20 protein-coding genes are annotated in these 21,181 nt (G+C 33.4%); 3 read left to right on the plus strand and 17 right to left on the minus strand.

The genetic code is table 11. The annotated features are described in order from the left end of the window. Window positions 1-13 precede the first annotated feature (13 nt). The 5 genes from mrdA to purH all read right to left on the minus strand — a co-directional run bounded on the left by mrdA (window position 14) and on the right by purH (window position 6,037). On the minus strand, window positions 14-1,987 hold the full coding sequence (mrdA, locus tag PQ462_RS02275) for a penicillin-binding protein 2 (RefSeq protein ID WP_274252224.1): 1,974 nt from the start codon (window positions 1,985-1,987) through the stop codon (window positions 14-16). Beyond that, window positions 1,984-2,490 (minus strand): hypothetical protein, encoded by a 507-nt coding sequence (locus tag PQ462_RS02280; RefSeq protein ID WP_012023535.1) that lies wholly within the window; start codon window positions 2,488-2,490, stop codon window positions 1,984-1,986. Before PQ462_RS02280 ends, mrdA begins: the two co-directional genes overlap by 4 nt. Further along, a complete protein-coding gene (gene mreC, locus PQ462_RS02285; protein ID WP_012023536.1) occupies window positions 2,483-3,313 on the minus strand; it encodes a rod shape-determining protein MreC in 831 nt (276 codons plus the stop codon). Before mreC ends, PQ462_RS02280 begins: the two co-directional genes overlap by 8 nt. A gap of 111 nt (window positions 3,314-3,424) precedes the next feature. Further along, window positions 3,425-4,453 carry a rod shape-determining protein gene (locus PQ462_RS02290; protein WP_008466528.1) on the minus strand — a complete coding sequence of 343 codons (1,029 nt, stop codon included), beginning with the start codon at window positions 4,451-4,453 and terminating at the stop codon, window positions 3,425-3,427. Between the two features lie 57 nt (window positions 4,454-4,510). Next, window positions 4,511-6,037 carry a bifunctional phosphoribosylaminoimidazolecarboxamide formyltransferase/IMP cyclohydrolase gene (gene purH / locus PQ462_RS02295; protein WP_274252225.1) on the minus strand — a complete coding sequence of 509 codons (1,527 nt, stop codon included), beginning with the start codon at window positions 6,035-6,037 and terminating at the stop codon, window positions 4,511-4,513. Window positions 6,038-6,201: 164 nt separating this feature from the next. On the opposite strand from purH, the gene PQ462_RS02300 reads away from it, so the two are divergent. Further along, window positions 6,202-7,449: an ABC transporter permease gene (locus PQ462_RS02300; protein WP_121362471.1), complete on the plus strand. Its 1,248-nt coding sequence runs from the start codon at window positions 6,202-6,204 to the stop codon at window positions 7,447-7,449. 438 nt (window positions 7,450-7,887) lie between these two features. Here the strand turns inward: PQ462_RS02300 and PQ462_RS02305 are convergent, their stop codons facing one another. From PQ462_RS02305 to tamL, 4 genes are all read right to left on the minus strand, one after another. Continuing rightward, window positions 7,888-8,289, minus strand: coding sequence for a helix-turn-helix domain-containing protein (locus tag PQ462_RS02305; protein ID WP_274252226.1), 402 nt, complete (start codon window positions 8,287-8,289; stop codon window positions 7,888-7,890). A 274-nt stretch (window positions 8,290-8,563) separates the two neighbouring features. After that, entirely contained in the window at window positions 8,564-9,418 is an 855-nt protein-coding gene (gene accD, locus PQ462_RS02310) for an acetyl-CoA carboxylase, carboxyltransferase subunit beta (RefSeq protein ID WP_026728501.1), read from the minus strand. Between the two features lie 82 nt (window positions 9,419-9,500). Continuing rightward, a complete protein-coding gene (gene fbaA, locus PQ462_RS02315) occupies window positions 9,501-10,568 on the minus strand; it encodes a class II fructose-bisphosphate aldolase (RefSeq protein ID WP_274252227.1) in 1,068 nt (355 codons plus the stop codon). Between the two features lie 60 nt (window positions 10,569-10,628). Further along, window positions 10,629-13,184, minus strand: coding sequence for a translocation and assembly module lipoprotein TamL (gene tamL, locus PQ462_RS02320; RefSeq protein ID WP_274252228.1), 2,556 nt, complete (start codon window positions 13,182-13,184; stop codon window positions 10,629-10,631). A 37-nt stretch (window positions 13,185-13,221) separates the two neighbouring features. Between tamL and PQ462_RS02325 the strand changes: the two genes are divergently transcribed. Next, window positions 13,222-13,950 carry a TrmH family RNA methyltransferase gene (locus PQ462_RS02325; protein WP_274252229.1) on the plus strand — a complete coding sequence of 243 codons (729 nt, stop codon included), beginning with the start codon at window positions 13,222-13,224 and terminating at the stop codon, window positions 13,948-13,950. Between the two features lie 9 nt (window positions 13,951-13,959). On the opposite strand, the gene porT is transcribed toward PQ462_RS02325, so the two are convergent. The 4 genes from porT to PQ462_RS02345 all read right to left on the minus strand — a co-directional run bounded on the left by porT (window position 13,960) and on the right by PQ462_RS02345 (window position 16,830). Next, entirely contained in the window at window positions 13,960-14,673 is a 714-nt protein-coding gene (porT, locus tag PQ462_RS02330; RefSeq protein WP_012023545.1) for a type IX secretion/gliding motility protein PorT/SprT, read from the minus strand. Window position 14,674: 1 nt separating this feature from the next. Then, entirely contained in the window at window positions 14,675-15,406 is a 732-nt protein-coding gene (gene ubiE / locus PQ462_RS02335; protein ID WP_274252230.1) for a bifunctional demethylmenaquinone methyltransferase/2-methoxy-6-polyprenyl-1,4-benzoquinol methylase UbiE, read from the minus strand. Window positions 15,407-15,990: 584 nt separating this feature from the next. After that, complete coding sequence (locus PQ462_RS02340; RefSeq protein ID WP_121362467.1) at window positions 15,991-16,473, minus strand: dihydrofolate reductase; 483 nt, start codon at window positions 16,471-16,473, stop codon at window positions 15,991-15,993. Between the two features lie 12 nt (window positions 16,474-16,485). After that, window positions 16,486-16,830, minus strand: a complete 345-nt coding sequence (locus PQ462_RS02345; protein ID WP_012023548.1) for a 2TM domain-containing protein — start codon at window positions 16,828-16,830, stop codon at window positions 16,486-16,488. 238 nt (window positions 16,831-17,068) lie between these two features. On the opposite strand from PQ462_RS02345, the gene PQ462_RS02350 reads away from it, so the two are divergent. Continuing rightward, window positions 17,069-17,365, plus strand: a complete 297-nt coding sequence (locus PQ462_RS02350) for an isoamylase early set domain-containing protein (protein ID WP_012023549.1) — start codon at window positions 17,069-17,071, stop codon at window positions 17,363-17,365. Window positions 17,366-17,403: 38 nt separating this feature from the next. Here the strand turns inward: PQ462_RS02350 and PQ462_RS02355 are convergent, their stop codons facing one another. The 4 genes from PQ462_RS02355 to PQ462_RS02370 form a co-directional block, all read right to left on the minus strand. Beyond that, complete coding sequence (locus PQ462_RS02355; protein ID WP_073408013.1) at window positions 17,404-18,255, minus strand: thymidylate synthase; 852 nt, start codon at window positions 18,253-18,255, stop codon at window positions 17,404-17,406. An 83-nt stretch (window positions 18,256-18,338) separates the two neighbouring features. Further along, window positions 18,339-18,962, minus strand: coding sequence for a bifunctional nuclease family protein (locus PQ462_RS02360; protein WP_012023551.1), 624 nt, complete (start codon window positions 18,960-18,962; stop codon window positions 18,339-18,341). A 164-nt stretch (window positions 18,963-19,126) separates the two neighbouring features. Further along, entirely contained in the window at window positions 19,127-20,095 is a 969-nt protein-coding gene (locus PQ462_RS02365; RefSeq protein ID WP_012023552.1) for an electron transfer flavoprotein subunit alpha/FixB family protein, read from the minus strand. Between the two features lie 74 nt (window positions 20,096-20,169). Continuing rightward, on the minus strand, window positions 20,170-20,916 hold the full coding sequence (locus tag PQ462_RS02370) for an electron transfer flavoprotein subunit beta/FixA family protein (RefSeq protein WP_274252231.1): 747 nt from the start codon (window positions 20,914-20,916) through the stop codon (window positions 20,170-20,172). Between the last annotated feature and the right edge of the window lie 265 nt (window positions 20,917-21,181).

A 21,181-nucleotide genomic window follows, 5' to 3' on the forward strand; every position in this document is an offset into this window, starting at 1 on the left:
GAAATAATCTTTGTTAGTTTTTCTTAGTGGTGTCTACCGCTGTTTTTTTTACTTCAGTTGCTGGTGCCGTTGTAACGGGTGCTTTTGGTTTTATGATTTTTGCCTGTAAAACAGAATCTTTTGGTACAGACTCAATTTTAAGAGCTTCGCTTATTCCGCCTAACTTAGCATATTCAGAAACTAAACTTTTATTTAATACTCTTACTTCCAGATCAGTTCTGGTAATTTTGTGTCGCAAGTATTTTTCGATCATTAAACTGGCTATCGGACCTGCAACTGTTGCTCCAAAACCTCCATTTTCAATCATAACCGCAATAGCAATTTTTGGATTGTCTTTTGGTGCGAACGCAACAAATATAGAGTGGTCTTTAAGTTTTTCTCTCTTACCATTTATTTTAGCATAATTTTCGGCAGTTCCTGTTTTTCCGCAAATATCAATTCCCTCTACTCTAAGAGCGTAAGCAGTACCTTTGTTATAAACATCAAATAAACCGCTGATAACCGGAGGGAAATACTTTTGATCAATTGTAGTCACGTGTTTTGTAGTGAACTTTTCATCAATTTTTTCGCCCTCAATTTTCTTAATGATGTGAGGTGTGAAATAATAACCCTGATTAGCTACTGTTGCCATCATGTTGGCTAATTGAATAGGGGTCATTAAAACCTCTCCCTGACCAATTGCATTCGATACAATGGTTGAACTTCTCCATCCTCCGTTAGGATAGATTTTTTTGTATGTTTTTGATGTTGGAATATTTCCTCTTCTACCGATTGGTAAATCATATCCCATAAATTGGCCTAAACCGAAACTTTTTACGTGGCTGCTCCAAACATCTACAGCTTGTCCCGGATCTTTATACTTATTGATAGTCAGCATGTATGCCTGTCCAAAATAAGTGTTACAAGAATTATAAATTCCGTTATGCAATTGATGAGGTCCAAAACCGTGGCATTTCATGAAACGACCGCCTCCATAACTAAATCCGTGGTGACACATAAAAGTAGTCTGTTCATTAATAACTCCTTCTTGAAGAGCAACAAGACCAGTCAAAATTTTAAATGGAGAACCCGGAGGATACTCAGCTAAAAGTCCTCTGTCGTATAAAGGTTTTGCAATCGAATCGTGATATAAAAGCGTGTAGTTTTTAGATTTTTGTCTTCCAACTAAAATCCCCGGATCATAAGAAGGAGCGGTTACTAATGCCAGAATTTCGCCCGTTTTAGGTTCAATAGCAACAATTCCGCCTCGTTTATTAATCATTAATTCTTCACCGTATTTTTGAAGTTCGGCATCAATGGTTAGATTGATATCTTCTCCGGCAACGGCAATCGTATCGTATTTTCCTTCTTTATATGGGCCGATTTCTCGGTTGTATTTGTCTTTTTGAATATATTTTACACCTTTTACACCGCGTAAAATTTCTTCGTAGCTTTGCTCTACACCTTGCTGCCCAATTAAATCTCCACTGTTATAATATGGATTTTTTTTGATTAAGTTCTCGTTTACCTGAGTGATAAAACCAAAAATATTAGCGCCATAATCTACCTCGTAATCACGAAGAGAACGTTTTTGGAAATAGAAACCTTCATACTTTCTGATTTTTTCCTGAAAAGCAGCAAATTCATTTTTGTTTAACTGCGATAAGAAAACAGATGGAAGTCTTGGGCTGTAAACTTTTGCCTTTGCAATTCTTTTGTCATATTCTTCACGAGTGATATTTAACAATGCGCAGAATTCTTCAATGTTTATATCTTTTCCAATTTCTCTTGGAATAACCATGATATCATAGGAAGCCTGATTGGCAACTAATAATTTACCATTTCGGTCATAAATGTAACCGCGTTCAGGATAGTCGTAGACTTTTTTAATTGCATTATTTTCTGATTTCAATTTGAATGAATCGTCAATAATCTGCAGATAAAAGATCCGAATCACTAGCAAAGATGCTGCAATAATAATTAAAGAGGGCAGCAGAACTTTTCTCATCGTTTATTGGGCTTAATAATGTAAATTATTATAATTGAAGTGATTATTGTAAAAATGGTGCTAAACAGAGTTCTTAGTAAAATATCTATTATGAACTTAAACTGAAAAGCTTCCAGCGTAAAAAGTACGATGTGATGCAGCAGGACAGATACTAATATAAATGAGAACCGCTCAGGAGTTAAAGATTCGTTTAGTTTGATAGTTTGATATTCATAACTTAATCCAAATGAAAATTTAAAGAAATAAGGTCTGTAATATGCTAATATAACGCAGGCTGTTGCGTGAATTCCGCCTGAGTTGCAAAACATATCCATAACTAATCCTAATAGAAAACTCGAAACAATGAGTCCAGCTCGATTGCTGTTTACCGGATATAAAATAATATATAAGATATATGGGAAAGGACTTATGTAGCCTAAAAAATTCATGTTGTTAAAAATAACAACCTGAATTGCCAGCAGCATAATAAATCGAAAAATATTTACCAACAAAGCACTACTCATCTTTTTCTTTGCTTTTCTTTTCTAAATTAATAAGTTCTTCTCTGTCCTTACTTTTAATAATATATACGTGTCCTAAGTTGGTCATGTCATTAAATAACTTAACGTTTATGACATAGTAACTTGTGTTCTTTTTAATGTAAATTTTATCTACAGTTCCAATGTTTATTCCTTCAGGGAAAATTACAGATTGTCCTCCGGTAACAATAGTGTCGCCTTTTCTAATCGAAGCTAATCTAGGAACATCTTCTAATTGAACAAAACCTGTGCTTTTTCCATCCCAGGTTAAAGAACCAAAATGATTTGATTTTTTTATTTTAGCATTGATCTGTGATTTCATATTCAAAATACTTACCACAGTCGAGTAATTTGCCGAAGTATTATCTACAACTCCAATAATACCTAAACTATTTATAACCCCCATATCTTGTTTAACTCCTTCCTTTTTTCCTGAGTTAAGTGTGATAAAGTTTTCGTGTGTATTGTAAGAGTTGTGAATTACTTTTGAAACTATGATATCGGCAGGTTTAACTCCTCTAATGCTGTCTGGAAAAGGTGCCTTTGTAGTGTCTTCTTTATTAAATAAAAGACTTTTTAACCTTGCGTTTTCAAGTACAAGCTCGTCATTTTCAGCTCTTAAATTCAAATATTCGTTTACACGGTTGATTCTCTCATAAACACCTCCGCTTAAAAAATTAGCCGAACTGATTACTCTGCTTCTGTGATAGGAATGCGATTGAATTGTAAGAGTCAACGAAATACCTAAAAGCAGCAAAAACAGTAACCGATTACTGTTTCTTATAATGAAATTAAAAATTTGCTGCATTTCTTGTCTGGTTATTTTGTTTCAGGATATGCTTTAAGGTTTCAGAATTATTAGAGCCAAATATTAAAAATTTGACTCTAATAAAAGTATATTGGTTGTTATTTTTTGATCTTATTTGATTAAGATACTTTTAAATTTTGCAATGTTTTTAAGGGCCATTCCTGTACCACGCACAACTGCTCTTAAAGGATCTTCAGCAATGTAAACAGGTAAATCTGTTTTTTGTGAAATACGTTTGTCGAGACCTCTTAACATAGATCCACCACCAGCTAAATAAATACCAGTGTTGTAAATATCTGCAGCTAATTCAGGCGGAGTCTGCGATAATGTTTCCATTACAGCATCTTCGATACGCTGGATAGATTTGTCTAAAGCTTTTGCAATCTCACGGTAAGAAACATCTACTTGTTTTGGTTTACCTGTAAGCAAATCTCTACCTTGAACTGACATATCTTCCGGCGGTCCGTCTAAATCTTCGATAGCCGCTCCAATTTGAATTTTAATTTTCTCTGCAGTACTTTCTCCCACAAAAAGGTTGTGTTGTGTACGCATATAATAAACGATATCATTTGTGAAAACGTCACCCGCAATTTTTACAGATTTGTCACATACAATTCCGCCTAAAGCGATAACAGCAATTTCTGTTGTACCACCTCCAATATCAACAATCATGTTTCCTTTTGGCTGCATAATGTCGATACCAATACCAATTGCTGCTGCCATTGGCTCGTGAATCAAATAAACTTCTTTTCCGTTTACTCTTTCACAAGATTCTTTAACCGCCCTCATCTCCACCTCAGTAATACCAGAAGGAATACAAACTACCATGCGAAGTGCAGGAGTAAACATTCTTTTTTTCAATGCCGGAATGCTTTTAATGAACATATTGATCATTTTTTCCGAAGCATCAAAATCTGCAATTACACCATCTTTCAAAGGCCTTATGGTCTTGATGTTTTCATGCGTTTTACCTTGCATCATGTTGGCTTCCTTACCAACAGCAATGATTTTGCCTGATACTCTATCACGTGCTACGATAGATGGACTATCAATAACAACTTTATCATTATGAATGATTAAAGTGTTTGCGGTTCCAAGGTCTATCGCAATATCCTCGGTCATGAAATCAAAAAATCCCATAAGTTTTTTAGGGGTTTAAAATGTTATAAAATAATTTATCGAACAAAGTTAAACAAATTAATGTTTAAAATGACGTGTTCCTGTAAATACCATTGCAAGATTATTTTCATTGCAATAATTTATGCTTAATTCATCTTTTATCGAACCTCCAGGCTGAATTACAGCAGTTATTCCTGCTTTTTTAGCTAATTCAACACAGTCAGGAAATGGGAAAAAGGCATCACTTGCCATTGAAGCACCATTTAAATCAAATCCAAAAGCTTTTGCTTTGTCAACAGCCTGAATTAAGGCGTCGACTCTTGAAGTCTGACCTGTACCTGATGAAATTAATGTCCCATTTTTTGCAAATACTATGGTATTTGATTTTGTGTTTTTGCAAATTTTCGAAGCAAAGATTAAATCTTCGATCTCCTGAGCAGTAGGTTCTGTAACTGTAACGGTTTTTAAGTGCTCTTTATTATCCGTAATATTATTTCTGTCCTGAATTAACAAACCATTAAGACAAGTTCTTACTTGACGAGATGGTAATTCAACTTCATTTTGAACTAAAATAATTCTGTTTTTCTTCTCTTGTAAAATTGTAATTGCTTCATCATCATAAGCTGGAGCGATTACTACTTCGCAGAATAACTTGTTGATTTCCTGAGCTGTTTCTACATCAATTTTAGTGTTTGCAATCAGTACACCTCCAAAAGCAGAAGTTGGATCGCATGCCAAAGCAGCTAAATAAGCTTCGCTGATTGTTTTTCTTGAAGCTAAACCACAAGCATTGTTATGTTTTAAGATAGCAAATGTTGGTCCGTCAGTTTTAAACTCAGCAATTAAGTTAACTGCAGCATCAACATCTAATAAGTTGTTGTAAGATAACTCTTTTCCGTGAACTTTTTTGAACATAGCGCCAAAATCTCCAAAGAAAAATCCTTTTTGGTGTGGGTTTTCGCCATATCTTAAAACTTGACCATCTGCAATACTTTCTTTGTAGATCGTTTCGTCTGTATTGAAGTAGTTAAAAATTGCTCCATCATAGTGAGATGAAACATGGAAAGCTTTTGAAGCAAATAATCTTCTGTTTTCAAGAGTTGTGCTTCCGTTTTGTTCTGTAATGATGTCTAAAAGTAAGCTGTATTCATTAACCGAAGCTACGATTACAGTGTCTTTGAAATTTTTTGCACCAGCACGAATTAATGAAATTCCGCCAATATCAATTTTTTCAATAATATCTTGTTCGCTTGCACCAGAAGCAACTGTTTTTTCAAAAGGATACAAATCAACAATTACTAAATCAATTTGAGGAATGTCAAATTCTTTCATTTGCTGCACATCACTTTCATTGTCCTGACGATTTAAAATTCCGCCAAAAATCTTCGGGTGTAAAGTTTTTACTCGTCCGCCAAGAATTTCAGGAAATGAAGTAATATCTTCAACAGGAACTACCGGAATTCCAAGGTTTTTAATAAAATCCTGAGTTCCTCCAGTTGAATAAAGTGTTACGTTTTGTTCGTGTAATTTTCTAACGATTGGCTCTAATCCATCTTTCGAAAAAACAGATATTAACGCTGATTGTATTTTTTTAGTTGTGCTCATTGTGTAGTTATGATTTTCAGACTGCAAAAGTAGTTTTTTTATATATTATTTTAAAAGATTTAGTGTAACAATCTCGTAAAAAAATCTACTGATGAGTAAGTTAACTTTTATTAGGTTTTTGTTTTTAAATTATTGAATTTTACTTTATTGAAAAATACTACTATATGCTTCTTTATCTAAGATTATTAAAAGAAAGTCTAAGCTTTGCCGTAAACGCTTTACGAAATAATAAACTTCGTACTTTGTTGTCGTTATTGGGTGTTACAATTGGTATTTTTTCAATAATTGCCGTCTTGGCTGCAGTTGATTCTTTAGACAAAAAAATCTCTAAAGATTTGAGCAGTTTAGATAAAAATACGATTTATTTAATGAAATTCAGTTTTGGGCCTTCAGAAATTCCACAATGGAAGAGAGAACAGTTTCCAAATGTGAAATATGATGAATATGTTAACTTAAAAAATTCTCTTAATAATACAGATCAGGTTGGGTATCAGCTTTGGGTTAATAAAGAAACTTTAAAATATGATTCTAAAACTGTAGCCGATGTGAGGATTAATCCATCTTCATTTGAAATGGGGGATATTGATGGTTTAAGTTTTGAAAAAGGACGATTTTACAATGAATCTGAATCGAACTCAGGAACTGCTGTAATTGTTTTGGGGTACGAAATTGCCCAGGGACTTTTTGGAGATATTGATCCAATTGGTAAAAATATTCGATTGTACGGCCAGCGTTTTACTGTAATTGGTGTAATTGCCAAACAAGGTGCGGGTTTTTTTGGAGACAGTAACGATACATCAGTTTATCTGCCGGCTAATTTTTTACGCCGAATGTATGGCGACAGCGATGCAATGACTCCTATGATTATTTTAAAACCTACTAAAGGAGTCGATATGGAAGCTTATAAAGCTGAAGTGTCTCAAAAATTAAGAGCAATTCGCGGAATGAAAGCAGGAGAAATGGATAACTTTTTCATAAATGTGCTTTCTGGTTTTACTGATTTTATCGACGGAATTTTAGGCCAGATGAATGTAGTAGGGTGGATTATCAGCGGATTTTCTCTTTTGGTCGGCGGTTTCGGAATTGCCAATATTATGTTTGTATCGGTTAAAGAAAGAACCAATTTAATTGGTATTCAAAAATCATTGGGAGCCAAAAACAGATTTATATTATTTCAGTTTTTATTTGAAGCTATAATTCTTTCGGTAATTGGCGGAATTATTGGTTTATTAATGGTTTGGGGAATTGCAGTTATTCTAACCAAAGCATTGGATTTTGAATTTGTACTAAGCTTTGGAAATATAATTTTGGGAACAACTTTAGCGGCACTTATTGGATTGATTTCCGGAATCCTGCCTGCAATTTCTGCCGCAAATTTAGATCCGGTTGAAGCTATTCGAACAGGAATGTAGTTTTTAAAGTTGCTAAGGTTCTGAGGTGCTAAGGCGCTAAGTTTTTTTGGAGATGCTGAGATTCTAAGACGCTAAGTTTTTTTTTCTGGGTTCTAACGTATTGTTTTTTTTACGACAAGGTTGGATGCTTTGGTTGGGAAAGCTAATTCTGAGAAATAACATAAATTAAATCATACATCGAGAAAAATTCCGTAGGAATTAAATATCGATAGCAACGGAATTTATTCCGTTGAAATTAAGATTGAAATCACACAAGAAAAATTCCGGCGGAATGGTATATTTTGTAGCAACGCAATTTATTGCGTTGGAAAATGAAATCATGACATTACGAGTTCCGTAGGAACGACACATATTTATTCTATTTAAAATAAAAAATCCCAAGAAATTCAGACTGAATTTCTGGGGATTTTTTTATAATATCAAAACGATTTGAAAATCTTATTTTTCTTTTAATAATTTCTCCAAATATTCAACTTTTTCTTTTTCTGCCTGAACCATACGCTCATAAAGTTCAATCACTTTATCTAATGGGTTGAATGTACAATGAGTTGGATTGAACATTCCATTTATTCCAGTACTGGTGCTGTTGTCATAAAAACTATTAAAATAATTTATCATATTTTCTTCGGTAAAGTTTTTAATTGCTTCAACACTTACTCCAAGCGCTTTTGCTACTTCTGCAAGTTTTTTATCATCTATGGTTTCGCTGTTTTCCATAGCCGAAACTGACTGTTGATTTATTCCTAAAGCCTGAGCCAAAGCTTCCTGCTTCATGTCTTTAAGTTCTCGAATACGGCTTATTTTTCGCCCTATATGATTTGGTTTTGTTGCTGTGCTCATAGTTCAAAGATATTTATATTTCTTTAAGAAAAATCGATTTTGGTAAAAAACAAGTCTGTTTCTGTAAGATACATTTTTTAATAGTTCGCTTGGGATAAAACTATTATTGCAAAACAAAAATACAATTTTTCAGACAAGTATTAATTAGTTGAGATTAAAATCGCATGTTGGGGAAATCCTGTAGGAACGAAACATATATTGATATTTAATAATATAAAAAAATCCCATCAGCAGAAGCGAATGGGATTTTGTATTTAGTTTAGAAAGTTTAAAACTATCTAATATCATTATTTTGAATCAAATCGATATATAAGTTGATCTTATCTTTCAATTCTTTTCTAGGCGTGATAAAGTCTAAGAAACCGTGCTCTAAAAGAAACTCAGCAGTTTGGAAACCTTCTGGTAAATCTTTTCCTGTAGTATCACGAACAACACGCGGACCAGCGAAACCAATCAAAGCGCCCGGCTCAGAGATGTTGATGTCTCCTAACATTGCGTAAGATGCAGTTGTTCCACCCGTTGTAGGGTCTGTACAAAGAGAGATATAAGGTAATTTAGCTTCTGCTAATTGAGCCAGTTTTACAGAAGTTTTTGCTAATTGCATTAATGAATAAGCAGCTTCCATCATACGAGCCCCGCCAGATTTAGAAATCATAACAAAAGGAAGTTTGTTTTTGATCGCGTGATCAATACCTCTTGCAATTTTTTCACCTACAACTGCTCCCATAGATCCACCAATAAAAGCAAAATCCATACAGCAAATTACAAGTTCTCTTCCTTTAGATTTTCCTACTCCCGTACGTACAGCGTCTTTAAGATGAGTTTTTTCCATTACATCTTTTAATCTTTCTGCGTATTTCTTTGTATCCACAAAATGCAGAGGATCTTTTGATGTCATGTTTTTATCTAACTCAACAAATTCGTTGTTGTCGAATAAAATTTCAAAATAGGTTGCGCTTCCAATTCGAACGTGAAAATCATCTTCAGGGCTTACGAATAAGTTTCTCGCTAATTCGTCTGCATCAATAATTTTTCCAGTAGGAGATTTGTACCACAATCCTTTCGGAACGTCCATCTTATCTTCTGTCGCGGTCGTAATCCCTTTTTCTTGTCTTTTAAACCAAGCCATATTGAATGTTTTTTTTGTTTTAGGTTTCAAGTTTCAAGTTGCGAAACCTGAAACTTGAAACGTTAAACTTGAAACTTTTTTATTATAGTGTATTCACATTGTTTAAATCTGCAAAAGCTTGTTCAAGTCTTGCGTTGAATGTCACTTCGCTTTCACGAACCCATCTTCTTGGATCGTAATATTTTTTGTTTGGAGCATCAGCACCTTCTGGGTTTCCAATTTGTGATTTTAAATAGTCAAGATTTTTAACCATATAATCACGGATTCCTTCAGTGTATGCAAACTGTAAATCAGTATCAATGTTCATTTTGATAACTCCGTAGCTGATTCCTTCTCTGATTTCTTCAAGTGTAGAACCTGAACCTCCGTGGAAAACGAAATCAACCGGGTTGTGGCCAGTGTTGAATTTGTTTTGTACGAAATCCTGAGAATTTTTTAAGATTTTTGGAGTTAATTTTACGTTTCCTGGTTTATAAACACCGTGAACGTTTCCAAAAGCAGCAGCAATTGTAAATTTAGGGCTTATTTTAGATAATTCTTCGTAAGCATAAGCTACTTCTTCTGGCTGAGTATATAATTTTGAGCTGTCTACGTCTGAGTTGTCAACGCCATCTTCTTCACCACCTGTAATACCAAGTTCGATTTCTAATGTCATTCCCATTTTGCTCATTCTAGCTAAATATTCTTTGCAGATTTCGATGTTCTCTTCGATTGGCTCCTCAGACAAATCGATCATGTGAGAACTAAATAATGGTTTTCCTGTTTCTGCAAAATGTTTTTCAGAAGCATCTAATAAACCATCAATCCAAGGCAATAATTTTTTTGCGCAGTGGTCAGTGTGTAGAATTACAGTTGCACCGTAAGCCTCTGCTAATGTGTGAATATGTTTTGCTCCCGCGATTCCTCCTGCGATTGCTGCTTTTTCACCTGCATTAGATAATCCTTTTCCAGCGTTGAATTGTGCTCCTCCGTTAGAAAATTGAATAATAACTGGCGCGTTTAGTTTTGCTGCAGTTTCAAGAACTCCGTTAATTGTGCTAGATCCAGTAACGTTTACTGCTGGAAGAGCAAAACCCTTCTCTTTCGCATAATTAAAGATCTCTTGAACTTGATCTCCTGTAGCTACTCCTGGTTTAATGTTGTGTGCCATTGTAATTTTTTTTATAGTTGTTTTTAGTTTTTAGGTTGCAAAAATAAGAATTAATTAGCATTAGAACGGATAATTTATTCCAAAATTTAAAACCGAGTGACCAAAATTGTATTCTTTAAACCATCTGTCTCCCTTGTCATGCGCCGGATTATAGGTCTTAAAGCCTAAATCTAAACGAATAACAAAAAAGCTTAAATCGTATCGTAAACCAAATCCTGAGCCCAAAGCAATTTCATCTAAATCGTTTAAGCTGTTAAATCTTGCCTTGTCATCAATCACATTATCGAGCACATTCCAGATATTTCCGGCGTCTGCAAAGAGTGCTCCTTTAACATCTCCGAAGATTTTAAAGCGATATTCTGCACTAAGGGCAATCTTCATATTTGCCTCGTTAAAATCGTTTAAAGCATTTGTGCTTCCGGGACCAAGTGAGTACGGCTGCCATGCTCTGTTATCGTTAGAACCTCCAGAATAATAACTTCGTGAAAACGGAATGTAATTTGAGTTTCCAAACGGAATTGCGATTCCAAAAAAGCTTCTTACTGCTAATACTTTCTCTTTTCCAAAATCCCAGTGTTTAATATAATCGAACTCCCCTTTAATATATTCAGCATATTCTAGGTTGAAAATCTCATAATTGCCGTTTGCATTTTTGGTTAAATTTCCAATGCTTGATACTGCAGACAATAATGTTCCTGCAGATTCAATTTTGGTTTTAAACTGATAAAAAGTATTATCTGCTAAATCGGTTTTAGTGGTTTTAGTAAAAGTATAGCTTGTAGATAAAATGAAGTCATTTTCAGTCAAACGAATTCTTCTTTCTTCAATACTTTCTACATCTTTATATTGTGGATTATCAGGTGTTAAAGCTGTTTGATTGGTTAGTACTTGATTCGTGAAATTTGTAGTTCCTTCCGGAATTATCAAGTTTCCGTTATCATCAAGATTTGTTGTTGTGGTATTATAGTTTTGCGCAATACCGTTTAACTCATTGTAAGAAGATTTATAAACATTGAAATAGTTATTCGGATTTAGATTTCGAACATATTGTGCGTTTAATAAATCAAATTTTACGGTATTACGTCTTTTTGGAGTCCAATTATAAGAGATACCTCCGGTAAAATTTTCCTTATCTAAACCAATATTCTGCTGCTTGGAAAAACCGGCAGCGATGGAAGTAGAAGGAATCATTCTCTTCGGAATAATTTTTTCTGTTCCAAAAGGCATCAGGATTCTTGGGAAATTCAGTTTTAAATCCAATCCATATTCCGAAACATTGAAAAAATTATCATTTGGATTCGCCATATCTTTTGATGAACCAATATTGGCACGTGCCGAAATTTCTAATGTTTCTGCCCTGTTAAAGACATTTCGAATTGTTTCTGAAATACTCGCTCCAATACCAAAATCCTGAATATTAGAGTGCGTAACATCTAATGTAGCACCAAAACTGTATTTTTTTCTTGGCGTTAAATATACCTTTGCAATTAAAGACTGCGCTGTAGAATCTCGTTTATCTACCTCGTATTGTATCGATGGATAATTAAATATTTTAAGATTATTCAAATATCTGGAAGAAAGCGTGGTTCTGGTATCAGAAAACGTACTTCCTTTCGTTATGAAAATAGCATCTGTAATGGCGCGGGGTTTGTATTTGAGCTTTTTATAACTGTACAAATTAAAGTTATTATAAGTTGTACTGTCATTGATTTTGCTTTTTGAATTAGCAGGAGAATAATCAGTATAGATATTTACATCGCTGATTTTGTATAATTTAAAAGGTTCAGTTCTGCTCGAATCTCTTTCCTGAATGTTATTGTTATTGATGATTAAAGTTACATCGGCTTTGTTTTTTTTGCCAATTGTATCAATATCAAACGTTACATAAGTAGGCTGAAAAAAGTAAGCTCCGTGATTTCTGTAATAGGTTGTAATTCTGTTTTTTTCTTCTTCAAAATTAGAAGTTTTATATTGATCACCTGATTTTAAAAACGAAGGTTCTGTGCTCGTTTTGTATAATGAATCCAGAGCAGGTGTTAATATTTTGGTTTTAATTGTATCAAGCGTATAAGCCGGGCCGGTTGTAATGTTGTAGTTTACTTGGGCTTTCTTTTTAGCAATGCTGTCTATCGTGTAATCAGTAGATACATTAAAATATCCATTATTGAAATAATAGAATTTTAATCGAAGTAATGATTTTCTGGTTTTTGCTGTATCAATAATTACCGGCGGTTCTCCAGTATTTTTTAAGAATTCATGAATTCCTTTGTATAAAAACGACTGCCCAAGTCTGTCTACTTGTTTTGCAGATAAAAATTTAGCCTCACGTTCGTACAATCCGGGATTATTTTTAAACTTAGCCTGATAAGTTGAGTCCGGATTTAAATTGGCTAAATTGTATAAGTTTAATCTAAGTTTGTAACCCAGCAGTGTACCATTTGGTTTTTGGTACATTTGATTTGTTGCATTTTCATCATTTGTAGACTTTCCGTTTACAATAATATTGTTTTTTACAAGAAGATTTTTTCCATCAGGAACTCTTTTTACAGCATTACAGGCGCAAATAAGTATTGCTATTAGAATAAATGCTGTTATTTTTGTGGAATTATTTTTCAAGTGTTTTTTAATATTTAATTCAAAAGTACATTATTTTATGGTTAGTAAAAACCAAATAAAACTTATATCAAGTTTACATCAAAAAAAGCAGCGTTTTGCAAATCAATTATTTTTTGCCGAAGGAGTAAAAGTAATTCAGGAATTGCTGCAATCCAATTTTGAATTAGAACATTTATACACTACGTTAAATGATTTTGAAGAAGTTCAATCTTCAAAACGAACTCTTATTAATGAACAAGAACTAAAAAAAATAAGTGCTTTAACAACTCCAAATTCTTGTCTGGCAGTTTTTAAAATGCCTGTTGAAAATCAAATTATAAATTCTGGTTTAATTCTGGCTTTAGACGACATTCGTGATCCGGGAAATCTGGGCACAATAATGCGTCTCTGCGACTGGTTTGGGATTAAACAAATTGTTTGTTCTAAAGAAACAGTCGATATTTATAATCCAAAAGTGGTTCAGGCCACAATGGGATCTATTGCCAGAGTAAACGTAAATTATGTTGATCTTAAAGCTTTTTTAAGTCAGACAAAACTTCCTGTTTTTGGAACATTTATGGATGGAGATATTATTTATCAATCTAATTTACCTCAAAATGGAATCATTATTATGGGTAATGAAGCCAATGGTATCTCGGCAGAAATTGAAAAAATAGTAACCACCCGGCTTACAATTCCAAGATTTGGAGAGCTGCAAAAAACCGAAAGTTTAAATGTAGCTACTGCAACAGCAATTATTCTTAGTGAATTTAAACGAAATAGTTAATATTTTGTTTTAATGAAATGTGAAATTTATTAAAATTGCTCTTGATTTCATTGAATCAATGTTGTCTGTCCACGGACTTGGGCCATTTATAGGTTTGTCACGAATTAATTCATCGGTTATACCAAACATTCCTCTTATAGAAGGAGAGAAAATGAAATATTCGGTAAAGAAGTCAACTCCAAAACCTAGTTCGTAAGCAGAGGTCCATTGTTTTACTCTAAATTTATTCTCGAAGTTATCGTCTGTAGATTTTGAATTACTTGATAAATTCAAAGTAGTAGACAATCCTCCAACCAGATACGGGCGAATGTTTCCAGTTCTAAGAGCAGAAAATTTAAGCAGTAACGGAAAATGTATGTAAGTACTGTTTACTTCGCGTAAATAATCTTTTTCTTGAGCAAAATTAGGATAATACAAATCACGTTTTGTGTAGTACAAACCTGGTTCAAAACGCAGGTTTATATATTCCTGCAGTCTTAAATCGGCTACAACACCAACATTAAATCCAGTTGTTTTTTTTACCTGAATATCCTGCTGAACAGGAGTTTTGTAATCGAATTTAAAGTCGAAACTGTTAAAACCTAAATAATAGCCAAAATAAAGGCGTTGTTTCTGCCAGTTTTCCAGATTAATAATAGGATCTTTACTAAACATGCTTTTAGCAAATTGAGAATATCCTTTTGTCGTTAAGACCAATAAAATGACGATTACAATTTTTCTCATACTATTTTTTAGATGCTGAATAAATGGTTGCTACACCAAAAGTTTGCGGCATTGCTACAACATCTATAAACCCAGTTTTTCTTAAAATATTGTTTAAGGCTTCACCATACGGAAAAGCAGCGGCAGATTCAGATAGATATCCGTAAGCTGAATTGTCTTTCGAAAACAATTTTCCAATAAGCGGCAGTATATTTTTGCTGTAAAATTTATATCCTTGTTTATATGGTGTTTTATCCGGAACCGAAGTTTCCAGGATTACAAAAATTCCGTTTGGTTTTAAAACTCGTAAAATTTCAGCAAAACCTTTTTCTAAATTTTCAAAATTACGCACGCCAAAACCTACAGTAATGGCATCAAAGTAATTATCTTCAAAGGGAATGTTTTCAGAATCTCCTAAAACCAGATCAATTACATTAGAAAGTTTTTTTTCCTCAACTTTCTTTTTCCCCACTTCAAGCATTCCGGCAGAAATGTCAAGACCTATAATTTTTTCTGCTTTCGTCTGCGCCATTAAAATAGCTAAGTCCCCGGTTCCTGTAGCAATATCCAGAATTACTTTTGGTTTAGTATCAGAAACTAATTTCAATACTTTTTTTCTCCATTTAGTATCGATACCAAATGAAATTACACGATTCAAATTATCGTAGTTCCCAGAAATGTTATCAAACATTTGAGCGACCTGCTCTTTTTTACCTAAAGAAGAGTCTTTATATGGAGTTATTTTTTCAGACATTATTATAATTTACGCAAATATAAACAATCTAGTTTAACTGTAATTGAGTTTTTTAAAATGTCAATTAAATGTTTTGAAGCAGAGGCTTAAATCAACTTTTGAAGTCTTTTTTTTGGCATCACCAAAAGTGGGTATTTTTAAAAAATCACCAAAAGTGGGTATTGTCTTGTGCCGATATTATGCACAACTTTGCTGAAGTAAAAATGATTAAAGTTTTAAATGATTGATCATTTTCATTTGACTTAATCAGATGGTTGCTTTTTTTGCACTGGTAATCATTTGTTCAGGTAAGTAGTTTTTAAAAGTGTTGTTCTTGGGGGAATACTATTTTTAAAAGTGCGAAGTACGTTCTTAGGATTAAATTTGTTTTTGGAAATTTTAATTTTCTTTGCCTTTAATATCTTAGTGGTATTTGTTATTAAAGGCGTTTTTGAGATTTATCTCAATTAACATTAAATGTTATTCAGTTATTTCAAATGTTTCTTTAACATTTGTGATTTTACAAAAACTATTTTCTTGAGCGAGTCAATACTAAAATCAATCGTTTTTTAAAAAACATCCTTCAAAAGAGGATGTTTTTTTATTTATTTTCTAATGTAAGTTTCATAAGTATAATCATAAAGATGTTTTTCATCTTTAAAATTTTCTTCAGATTCTACTAACTGCCATTCGCTTTTGCTGATTTTTGGAAAAAAAGTATCGCCCTCAAATGTGTGATGTACTTTGGTGATTTCAATTATATCGGCATAAGGCAGACCTAAATTGTAAATTTCACCGCCTCCAATAATATAAGAATCTTCATTTTCTGGACAGGCAGCAATAGCTTTTTCCATACTGTCAACCACAATACAGCCTTCCGGATTATAATCGGTTTGACGTGTTATAATAATGTGTGTTCTGTTTGGTAAAGGTTTTGGGAAACTTTCAAAAGTTTTTCTTCCCATTATAATATGGTGATTAGTCGTAAGTGACTTAAATCTTTTAAAATCATTTGGCAGATGCCATACTAACTCATTGTTTTTTCCAAGAGTATTGTTTTCGGCAACAGCCGCTATCATTATAATCATGGTATGCTGTAACTAAATTTTATTCTCAGTGTCTTCGTTTATTTTTGATTCTAATTGACTAATTCTTTTTTGCTGTAAAGCTACAAGTCTGTCAATTTGTTCTCTTTCCCATTTTTTATTCATAAAACGGTCTGTTATATAGACTTTTATAAAGTGTAAAATAAAGATAAAGAGCCAGGCAGTAATGATCCAGATACACCAGTTTTGATTTGTTCCTTCGCCAAAACCAAAAAATCTATTAGCAACGAATAAAAATAAACTTCCTAAAAGGAAAAGAACAAAATGAAAATATAAGACCTTTTTTTGTCTTAATCGTCTTCTAGCATACTCGTATTGTTCGTGCACTTCTTTTTCCATAAGATAAAAATGAGATTATAAAGTTAAAATTTATTTTTGAAAGACAATATTTTGGATATAGAATATTTGCCTGAAAATCAAACAACAATTTGAAATACAAAATTTTAAGTGCCTTAAATTATGGATACAGCTAAAAAAATATAGTGTTTTTGGTATTATCGTAAATCGATTGTGACTTCATTACTATTTGACGGAATTTACTTAATTTAGGATCTATAAATCTAAAAACGAAATAGTTATGTCTTTGAAGAAACAATTTATCAAAACGAAGCCGGTTGTTAAAGTTACATTTTCAATAGATGCCAAAGATGCTGATTCGGCAGCAGTCGTTGGAGATTTTAATAACTGGAACGCGTCAGAAGGTGCTTTAAGCAAGTTGAAGAACGGAACTTTTAAAGCTACTTATGATTTGGTTAAAGACGCGATTTACGAATTTAAGTATGTAATCGACGGAACGTATGTTAACGACCCAGAAGCCGATTTTTACAAATGGAATGACTATGCCGGAAGTGAAAATGGAGTTTTAGTTGTATAAAAAAATCCGCTTAAATATTTAAGCGGATTTTTTTATAATTATACAGCAACACTTCCTTTTATAGCAGGATGCGGGTCATAATCTACTAAAGTGAAATCGTCATAATCAAAATCAAAAATGTTTTTGATCTCTGGATTCAAAATCATTTTTGGTAATGGTTTTGGCTCACGCGATAATTGAAGTTCTAACTGCTCAAAATGATTATTGTAAATGTGTGCGTCACCAAAAGTGTGGATAAATTCACCAGGTTCTAAATCACAAACTTGGGCAATCATCATGGTTAATAATGCGTAAGAAGCAATATTAAAAGGAACTCCTAAAAATATATCAGCACTTCTTTGGTATAACTGGCAGGATAATTTTCCTTTAGTTTCTCCTTTTTCTAAGTCTGGACTTGCTACATAAAACTGGAAAAAAGCGTGACATGGAGGCAAAGCAGCTTTGTTATTGGCTACATTTTCTTCAAAAGATTTTTTAGTATCTGGCAGAACCGAAGGATTCCATGCAGAAACGATCATTCTTCTGCTGTTTGGATTTGTTTTTAATTCGGTAATCAGCTCAGAAATCTGATCTATTTCTTCACTGTTCCAATTACGCCATTGGTGTCCGTAAACAGGACCTAAATCGCCATTAGAATCTGCCCATTCATCCCAGATTTTTACTCCGTTTTCTTTAAGGTATTTAATATTGGTATCACCTTTTAAAAACCAAAGCAATTCATAAATAATCGATTTTAAATGAAGCTTTTTTGTTGTAACCATTGGGAAACCTTCACTTAAATCAAAGCGCATCTGGTAACCAAAAACACTTTTAGTTCCAGTTCCGGTACGGTCTCCTTTTTGATTGCCGTTTTCTAAAACGTGTTTTACTAAATCTAAATATTGCTTCATCGTCGTTTAATCGTTTAATCGTTTATTCGTGTAACTGTTTAATCAATTAAACGATTAAACAAATCCACGATTAAACATAAAATTTATCTTCTAGAGATTTCGTCTCTAATTTTTGCTGCTTTTTCATAATCTTCCTGAGAAACGGCCTGATCTAAAAGCTCATTTAGTTCTTGTAAACTATGTTTTGCGTAAACATCACCAGATTGGTTCGTTTCTTCCTCGTGTCCAAAAGTTTCCGGGTTAGAAAGTACATCATCAATTTCCTGAGATCCCTGATCAGAATCTGCAGTGTTTGATTTTAAATAAATTCCGGCTTTGTCTAAGATATTTTTGTAAGTAAAAATTGGAGCGTTAAAACGCAGAGCTAATGCAATAGCATCTGATGTTCTCGCATCAATAATTTCTTCAATTTTATCTCTTTCGCAGATTAAGCTTGAATAAAAAACGCCGTCAACAAGTTTATGAATGATTACTTGTTTTACCACAATATCAAATCTTTCTGCGAAGTTTTTAAACAAATCGTGTGTTAACGGACGTGGTGGTTTTATTTCTTTTTCTAAGGCAATAGCTATGGATTGGGCTTCGAAAGCGCCAATAACAATAGGTAATTTTCTTTCACCATCGACTTCATTCAAAATTAAGGCATAAGCGCCATTTTGAGTTTGACTGTATGAAATTCCTTTTATAGATAATTTTACTAGACTCATATATGTTTGTAAAAAAGGCACTTAGGGCCTCATTTTGTTGCTTTTTTTGATAGGGAAATAAAGCTGCAATTTTAGTCAAAAAATATGGAACAAAAAAGCTGCCTATAAACAAAGATACAATATCTTGTTTTTAGGCAGCAAATATTTTTATGAGAATTCTCTAATTAAGAATGCTGAGCTTTAAAAGCTTTTAATTTCTCTGTTAATTGCGGTACAATTTCAAAAGCATCACCAACAACTCCATAATCAGCAACTTTAAAGAAAGGAGCTTCAGGATCGTTATTGATCACTACTTTTACTTTAGATGAGTTGATACCGGCAATGTGCTGAATAGCTCCAGAAATACCTATTGCAATGTATAAGTTTGTTGCAACTGGTTTTCCTGTTTGTCCAACGTGTTCGCTGTGAGGTCTCCATCCTAAATCTGAAACTGGTTTAGAACATGCAGTTGCAGCACCTAAAACAGCAGCAAGATCTTCAACTAATCCCCAGTTTTCCGGACCTTTCAATCCGCGTCCTCCTGATACTACGATATCAGCATCGGCAATAGAAACTTTTCCAGAAACTTTTTCAACAGAATCTACTTTAATTCCAAAGTCGTTGTCTCCAAGTGTCGGGTTAAAATCTTCTGCAGCAGCTGCTCCGGCACTTTCGAAAATTCCGTAAGAGTTTTTAGCAAGACCAAGAACTTTTACATCTGTATCGATTTGTGTAATGTTGAAAGCTTTGTTTGAGAAAGCATTTCTTTTTACCTGAAATGGAGAAGTGCTAACTGGTAATCCCACAACATTTGATGCAAAACCAGCATTTAAAGCTACTGCAACTAATGATGAAAGATAAATACTGTCTGTTGTAGAAGAAAGTAAAACTACTTTTGTTCCTTCTTTTTCAGCAGCTTGTTTAATTACATCGGCGTAAGCCTTAGCAGTAAAACCAGCTAATTTATCGTTGTTTACTTTTAGTACCTTATCAACTCCGTATTTACCTAATTCGCTTACATCGCTGATGTTTACTGTCAAAGCTGTAACAGTTGTTCCTAAACTTTCGGCTACTTTTTTTGCATAAGAAGCCAATTCGAAAGCTACTTTTTTAAATTTTCCTTCTGCAGATTCTGCATATATTAATATTGACATGATGTTTTTGTTTAAAAGTTTAAAGTTTCAGGTTTCAAGTTCGTAAACTGAAAACTGCGAGTAAATACTGATTACTAGATTACTTTTGCTTCGTTGTGTAATAAATTGATTAACTCATCTAGATTATCTGCAGAAACTAATTTCACTGCTGATTTTGGAGCTGGTTTTTCAAATTTCACTGCTTTTGTATTTACAGGAGCATCAACTGGCTCAAGAATAGTTAAAGCTTTAGTTCTTGCTGTCATGATCCCTCTCATGTTTGGGATACGTAAATCTTTTTCTTCAACAAGACCTTTTTGAGCGCCAATAATTAAAGGCAGAGTCGTGCTTACAGTTTCTTTTCCGCCGTCAATCTCACGAACAGCTTTTACGTTATTTCCTTCAACAGTTATGTTTGTGCAAGAGTTTAAGAAGTTTGAACCTAAAATACCAGCAATCATTCCAGGAACCATTCCGCCGTTGTAGTCTAAAGATTCTTTTCCTGCAATAACTAAATCATAACCGCCATTTTTAATAACTTCTGCTAATTGTTTTGCAACAAAAAAACCATCTGTAGGGTTTGCATTTATACGAATTGCTTCGTTTGCTCCAATTGCCAATGCTTTACGCAATGTTGGTTCAGTATCAGGACCTCCAACGTTTACAACTGTTACATTTGCACCTTGTTGTTCTTGGAACCAGATAGCACGTGTAAGGCCGAATTCGTCGTTAGGATTAATTACATATTGTACGCCGTTGGTGTCAAATTCTGAGTCACCGTTGGTGAAGTTGATTTTTGAAGTAGTATCAGGCACATGGCTGATGCAAACTAGTATTTTCATAAGTATATATTTTGAATTTATAATATGCTTTTACAAATTTAGAATTTAATTTGGAATAATTATACTATGCATGCATAATATTTTTTAAAACTATTACGATTTCGCAGATTGTATGGTTTTAGATGATTTTAATCGGAATTTAAAAATAAAAAAATACTCATTTATCCTGATTGTTAGGAATTTTGCAATATTTGTAAAGTGAAGGTGAATATATTTTTTGTCCAAAAAATACTAATTTTTGAATTTTTCCGTTTTGATGAATGAA

The organism is Flavobacterium sp. KACC 22758 (genome assembly GCF_028736135.1).
Lineage (GTDB): Bacteria > Bacteroidota > Bacteroidia > Flavobacteriales > Flavobacteriaceae > Flavobacterium > Flavobacterium johnsoniae.

What these genes read in the sequence shown, in the direction of transcription:
- porT (WP_012023545.1), bottom strand. Translation starts at nt 14,673, where the DNA reads ATGAGAAAAATTGTAATCGTCATTTTATTGGTCTTAACGACAAAAGGA.
- PQ462_RS02345 (WP_012023548.1), bottom strand. Translation starts at nt 16,830, where the DNA reads ATGGAAAAAGAAGTGCACGAACAATACGAGTATGCTAGAAGACGATTA.
- PQ462_RS02355 (WP_073408013.1), bottom strand. Translation starts at nt 18,255, where the DNA reads ATGAAGCAATATTTAGATTTAGTAAAACACGTTTTAGAAAACGGCAAT.
- fbaA (WP_274252227.1), bottom strand. Translation starts at nt 10,568, where the DNA reads ATGGCACACAACATTAAACCAGGAGTAGCTACAGGAGATCAAGTTCAA.
- purH (WP_274252225.1), bottom strand. Translation starts at nt 6,037, where the DNA reads ATGAGCACAACTAAAAAAATACAATCAGCGTTAATATCTGTTTTTTCG.
- PQ462_RS02370 (WP_274252231.1), bottom strand. Translation starts at nt 20,916, where the DNA reads ATGAAAATACTAGTTTGCATCAGCCATGTGCCTGATACTACTTCAAAA.
- PQ462_RS02340 (WP_121362467.1), bottom strand. Translation starts at nt 16,473, where the DNA reads ATGATTATAATGATAGCGGCTGTTGCCGAAAACAATACTCTTGGAAAA.
- PQ462_RS02300 (WP_121362471.1), top strand. Translation starts at nt 6,202, where the DNA reads ATGCTTCTTTATCTAAGATTATTAAAAGAAAGTCTAAGCTTTGCCGTA.
- PQ462_RS02350 (WP_012023549.1), top strand. Translation starts at nt 17,069, where the DNA reads ATGTCTTTGAAGAAACAATTTATCAAAACGAAGCCGGTTGTTAAAGTT.
- ubiE (WP_274252230.1), bottom strand. Translation starts at nt 15,406, where the DNA reads ATGTCTGAAAAAATAACTCCATATAAAGACTCTTCTTTAGGTAAAAAA.
- accD (WP_026728501.1), bottom strand. Translation starts at nt 9,418, where the DNA reads ATGGCTTGGTTTAAAAGACAAGAAAAAGGGATTACGACCGCGACAGAA.
- PQ462_RS02280 (WP_012023535.1), bottom strand. Translation starts at nt 2,490, where the DNA reads ATGAGTAGTGCTTTGTTGGTAAATATTTTTCGATTTATTATGCTGCTG.
- PQ462_RS02290 (WP_008466528.1), bottom strand. Translation starts at nt 4,453, where the DNA reads ATGGGATTTTTTGATTTCATGACCGAGGATATTGCGATAGACCTTGGA.
- PQ462_RS02365 (WP_012023552.1), bottom strand. Translation starts at nt 20,095, where the DNA reads ATGTCAATATTAATATATGCAGAATCTGCAGAAGGAAAATTTAAAAAA.
- PQ462_RS02325 (WP_274252229.1), top strand. Translation starts at nt 13,222, where the DNA reads ATGGTTAGTAAAAACCAAATAAAACTTATATCAAGTTTACATCAAAAA.
- mrdA (WP_274252224.1), bottom strand. Translation starts at nt 1,987, where the DNA reads ATGAGAAAAGTTCTGCTGCCCTCTTTAATTATTATTGCAGCATCTTTG.
- PQ462_RS02305 (WP_274252226.1), bottom strand. Translation starts at nt 8,289, where the DNA reads ATGAGCACAGCAACAAAACCAAATCATATAGGGCGAAAAATAAGCCGT.
- PQ462_RS02360 (WP_012023551.1), bottom strand. Translation starts at nt 18,962, where the DNA reads ATGAGTCTAGTAAAATTATCTATAAAAGGAATTTCATACAGTCAAACT.
- mreC (WP_012023536.1), bottom strand. Translation starts at nt 3,313, where the DNA reads ATGCAGCAAATTTTTAATTTCATTATAAGAAACAGTAATCGGTTACTG.